Annotated in this window: 3 protein-coding genes; all 3 read left to right on the top strand. The window is 36.3% G+C overall.

The window, feature by feature from the left end:
* Window positions 1-131 precede the first annotated feature (131 nt).
* The 3 genes from QZ334_RS05760 to QZ334_RS05750 all read left to right on the top strand — a co-directional run bounded on the left by QZ334_RS05760 (window position 132) and on the right by QZ334_RS05750 (window position 4825).
* Window positions 132-1760, top strand: a complete 1629-nt coding sequence (locus QZ334_RS05760) for a PAS domain-containing protein (protein WP_295232666.1) — start codon at window positions 132-134, stop codon at window positions 1758-1760.
* Between the two features lie 394 nt (window positions 1761-2154).
* Window positions 2155-3783, top strand: coding sequence for a phosphoenolpyruvate carboxykinase (ATP) (locus QZ334_RS05755; protein ID WP_257847141.1), 1629 nt, complete (start codon window positions 2155-2157; stop codon window positions 3781-3783).
* Window positions 3784-3919: 136 nt separating this feature from the next.
* Window positions 3920-4825 (top strand): LysR family transcriptional regulator, encoded by a 906-nt coding sequence (locus tag QZ334_RS05750; protein WP_257847140.1) that lies wholly within the window; start codon window positions 3920-3922, stop codon window positions 4823-4825.
* Window positions 4826-5311 lie beyond the last annotated feature (486 nt).

Genomic DNA, 5311 nt, shown 5'->3' with positions numbered 1-5311 from the left:
ATCTATGGCAACTGAAAATTACTTTCAAAATGGATATAATAAAAGTATATTTAATATAGTAATAATATATTGTATATACTAATAATATATTGTATATACTAATAGTCTTTGACCCATGGAGGTATAAGCATATGAATCCATTACAGCAAAAGCTAGATATTAATAGTGATCGTTACAGAATCATTGTGTCTGTAAAAGAAGATTATTTAGATGGTAAATTGTCCTTGGAAGAGGGCAATCGTATTTTGAAAGAAAAACTAGGTACTTGTACGCCTGATGAGTTTGCCTATGCAGAGCAAAGTTTGAAAGGTGTATATAAGGATGAAGAAATCCTAGATAAGATGGATAATCTATTGAACTTATTTGATGGCGTATTAGTGCGCGCTGAAAATGAATACCCTGAAAATCATCCATTATGGGCATATTTGGAAGAGATTAATGCCGTTGAAAAGGTAGCTCTTGAAGCGGATGAATTGTTGAAACAAGATAAGTTTATTAAAAATCCTTGGCTTGGTGTATTTGATTCCCTAGCACAATGGCGTATACATCTATCTCGTAAACAAAATCAATTATATCCAATGCTTGAAGAACATGGCTTTGATCGTCCTACGCGTATTATGTGGACCTTTGACGATGGCGTGCGCGATGCCATCTCTGCGTCCTATGCATTGCTTCGAGAAGATAAATACGAAGAATTTTTAGCATCCGTTCCTGAAACGTTGGCGAAATTGCGCGATTTAAACTCTAAAGAGTTAGAGGTTTTATTACCAACATCCTTTAAATTATTAAGCGATGAAGAGTTTGTGCGCATGAGCAAAAACGATCATGAAATTGGTTATGCTATCATTAATCCTCCTGGTTTGTATGTAGTGGCAGGCATCAACGATTCTGCAGCTCAATTAAATGGAAATACTGCTAGTCAAAACGGTGCAGTATCTAATGAGTTCCTAAATGATTTAGCTGGATTATTGTCTAAATATGTAGGTCCTGTAGGTGGGGCGCAAGTTGGCAAGGATACAGTCCTCGACGTAGCCACAGGCAAATTGACTTTAGAGCAAATTAATCTATTGTTCCGTCATCTTCCTGTAGATTTGTCCTATGTAGATGAAAACGAACTCGTTAAATTCTACAGCGATACGCCACATCGCATATTCCCTCGCAGTGCCAATGTTATTGGCCGTGAGGTAAAGAATTGTCACCCTGCGAAGTCCGTTCACGTTGTAGAAGAAATCGTAGAGAAATTCCGTTCTGGTGAGCAAAGCCAAGCTGAATTCTGGATCAATAAACCGGGATTATTTATCTATGTTATCTATACAGCAGTACGTGATGAACATGGTAAATTCCGCGGTGTCTTAGAAATGATGCAAGATTGCACTCATATACGTGAACTTGAAGGCTCTCGTACATTATTGACGTGGGATAAGACTGATTTTGTAGGAAATACAGACAATAGTAATGGTAATGATAAATCCCTAGCTCAAGAGGCTGCAGAAGAGGTAGATGAAGAACCTCTCACTACCGATGCTGACGGTCGTTTCCATATCGATGCAAAGACAACTCTATCTAACTTGATTAAGCAAAGCCCTGAAGTGGTAGATTATTTGATTTCTTTGAATCCTAAATTTGAGAAATTGAAAACACCGATGGTAAAGGTTATGGCTAAGGTAGCTACTATTAAGATGATCGCAGAGCGTGGTGATTTTAATGTAGATGATTTGGTCGGTAAAATCGAATCTTTTATTAATAGAAATAAAAAGTAAACTAGAAAATAGATATAGAGGATATATTTGGAACTTGATTTTAGAAGATAAATATTTGTTTTTCTAGAATAAAAGGCTAGGTCATATGACCTAGCCTCATTTTATTTTTTTATTAGTTGATGTATATTCAGTTAGCTCTTTTATATTAATCATTATTAGGATGAATTCAATAAAACAGATAGAGTTATTAAAATATTTTATATAAAATGTGTTGCACTAATTTAAAATAAGCATGCATTAATTTCTTATAATTCATCTGTTTTGTGTATACAAATTTGTCTGAAAAGGGTACAATAAAACATAATGAAAGTATTTGCGGATGCAGTATTTTCTTATCTTAAACTACTTTTACAAGAGAAATTACGTATATATTAAAGGTGAGGATCTGGATACTATGTCGACAAGACGCGTTTGGAAGCAAAGTGAAATTAAAACAAACCCATTATTTTCTAAGATGCGCAGTACTATTGAAACTGCATTTTATGGAAACAATGTAACGCCTATTACATCTGTGGCACAAGCGTACCAATTTGCCACTGAAGAGCCAGGTGTTATCGTCCTCGATATGCCTGTATATAAACCATGCGAGCAAGGTTTGCCAGCTGATGCAAAGGTACTAGTTACAAACGATGGTAAAACTACAGGTCGCTATGCAAAAGCTCGTCGCATTATTGGCGATGAAGGCATTGACGAAGTGGAACTCGCTAATATTGCACGTGATGCAGTCTATGATAGCCGCGGTAAAGAATGGATTTCTGCTGATACTATCGTAGGTCTTGATAAAAAATTTACTGCTCGTGCTCATTTGATGATTCCAAAAGATCACGCATCTATTTTGTATTCTTGGATCATGAACTTTAAGTTCTTTGATGCAGCTGTAAAAGAATTCTACAATGATAGCGTAGAAATTCCAGAAGGCGACATTTATATCTATTCTGATCCTGACTATGTGGTACCAGGTCATCCAGGTGGGCTTGCTATTTTTGACCCAGCTCATAACTGCGCTATGATTCTTGGTATGCGCTACTTCGGTGAACATAAAAAAGGTACCCTTACATTGGCGTGGTCCTTGGCGAACCGTTTCGACTATGTAGCATGCCACGGCGGTATGAAACGTTACAATCTTGACAATGGTAAAAGCTATACAATCGGTGTATTTGGCTTGTCCGGTTCTGGTAAATCCACATTAACTCATGAAAAGCATGATGGTCGTTATGATATTTCTATCTTGCATGACGATGCGTATATCATCAATACTAATGACTTGAGTTCTATTGCTCTTGAACCTACATATTTTGACAAAATGCAAGACTATCCTGTGGAACATCCTGCTAATGAATTCTTGTTAACACTACAAAATGTTGGCGTAACTATGGATGAGGATGGCCATAAGGTTGTGTTGGCAGAAGATGTGCGTAATAATAATGGTCGCGCTATTAAATCTCAATTCTGGACAGATAATCGTGTAAACTACGTAGATCAACCAGTTAATGCCATTGTATGGCTTATGAAGGATAAAACGTTGCCACCAATCCTTAAAATTAATGACCCTGTTTTGGCATCTACAATGGGCGCAACACTGGCGACACGTCGTTCTACTGCTGAAAAGCTGGATGCTCACGTTGATCCAAATGCACTTGTTATCGAACCATATGCAAATCCATTCCGTACATATCCATTGGTTCGTGACTATGAAAGCTACAAAAAACTATTCTCTGAATGTGGCGTACAATGCTACATTATGAATACAGGCTTCTTCTTGGAAGACAAAATTCCTAAAGAGGTAACTCTTGATTTATTGGAACGTTTGGTAGAAGGTACATTGGACTTCAAACCATTCTATAAATATGAAAACCTCTCTTATGTTGAGGTTCCTGGATTTGAACCACCATTCCAAGTGCGTGAATACCATCACCAATTACACAAAGCGTTTGAGTTCCGCTATGACTATGTAGAAAAACTTATTGGTCATAAAAACGAATTGCCCCGAGAAGTATTGGATGTATTAAAAACTCTAATGTAATATATTGAGTCAGTTGAATTTCTGTCTTGAGATTATTTAAAACTTTAAAGAAAGAGCCCTCCTTATGGAGGGCTCTTTCTTTTGTGGTAATATATACTTATGATAAATCAATAATGTTTTGTTATAAGGTGTTTCTATGGATATAAAGGATATTAAATATATAAGTACCATCGTCGAGATGGCATCATTTTCAAAGGCATCTAAAAAACTATATATTTCTCAACCAGCGTTGAGTCAAAGTATTCGTCGCATTGAGGCTGAGTTAGGAGTGCCTTTATTTGCTCGAGATCGGACAAAGGTTGTACCAACGGCTGCAGCCTTACAGATTGCTAAAGAGGGGATGCCCTTAGTAGGAAAGGTAGAGGCTTTAACGCAGTCTATCATTAATCAAGGGTCTGATGCGGCTTACCATGTTCGTATTGGGTTGTCTCAATTCTATGGCCACCATATGTTGGGAAAAACATTGAAGAGCTTTCAACAAATTGAACCTTCTTGGGAATTCCACGTAGTAGAAGGAGAGTCCCATTTTTTGGAACAACAAATTTGCGATGGTTTAGTTGATGTAGGGCTATTTCCAACGCCTATTTATTCTCAAGCTCTTGAAAGTTATCCCGTATTAGATGAGCAAATTTTATTGGCCATTAGTGTAGAAAATACAAAAGCTATAGCTATTGCTGATTCGCTTATGACACCAGATGGTATACATGACATAGCACCATTTGGAGCCTTTCCGTTTATTTTGCTACGGGAAGGTCTTAAGTTACGTACCTTGGTAAATCGTTTGTGTCAGGCTGAGTCCTTTGTACCTAAAGCGGTTATTGGGTCAGAAAATCTGGATACTTGTAGATCCTTGGTAGAGGATGACTATGGTATTACATTCTTGCCAAGCACATTAAATAGTAAGGGCGATGATGATAAGGTTAAATTTTATCCTCTTGCATCAAAACTTTGCTTCCGTCAGTTGGTATTAGTTGCCAGATCGGATAGAGCTAAGCGATTCCATCTAGCTGAAGTAGCACAGATTATGCAACAATTTTTATAAATTATACATATGGAGCTATTACGATACTATAAGCTATAGTTACTTATAAACATATATATTGATATACAAATACACATATATAGATATACAAATACATATGTATAGATTAAAGAGGTTAATTCCTTGAAATAAAAGGAATTAACCTCTTTTGGTTTTATGAAAGGAATCTGAAGTTATCGAATTTGATGAATATAGTTAATACAATAGTTTGTAGGCATAAATGAGTCAAAAATTTCTCAAAATTTAATTGACAAATGCCCTGTCAAAAAATATACTTAAATTAGGTTAAAACATATTTAGGAGATAGGATTTAAAACCCACAAGTGTGGTGGATTTAAAAAATAAAAGTAGAATATGTTTTCTTATTATTGTTAGTTGGCCTACGTAGGCCCCTAGGAGGTTTATTATGAATAAAGATGTGGAAAACAAAAACACCAATGACCATAGCCATGGCGAACATCATCATGATCATGAACATCATCATGA

This window comes from Veillonella sp., assembly GCF_019414865.1.
Lineage (GTDB): Bacteria > Bacillota > Negativicutes > Veillonellales > Veillonellaceae > Veillonella.
This window is presented reverse-complemented; position numbering and strand designations above follow the sequence as displayed.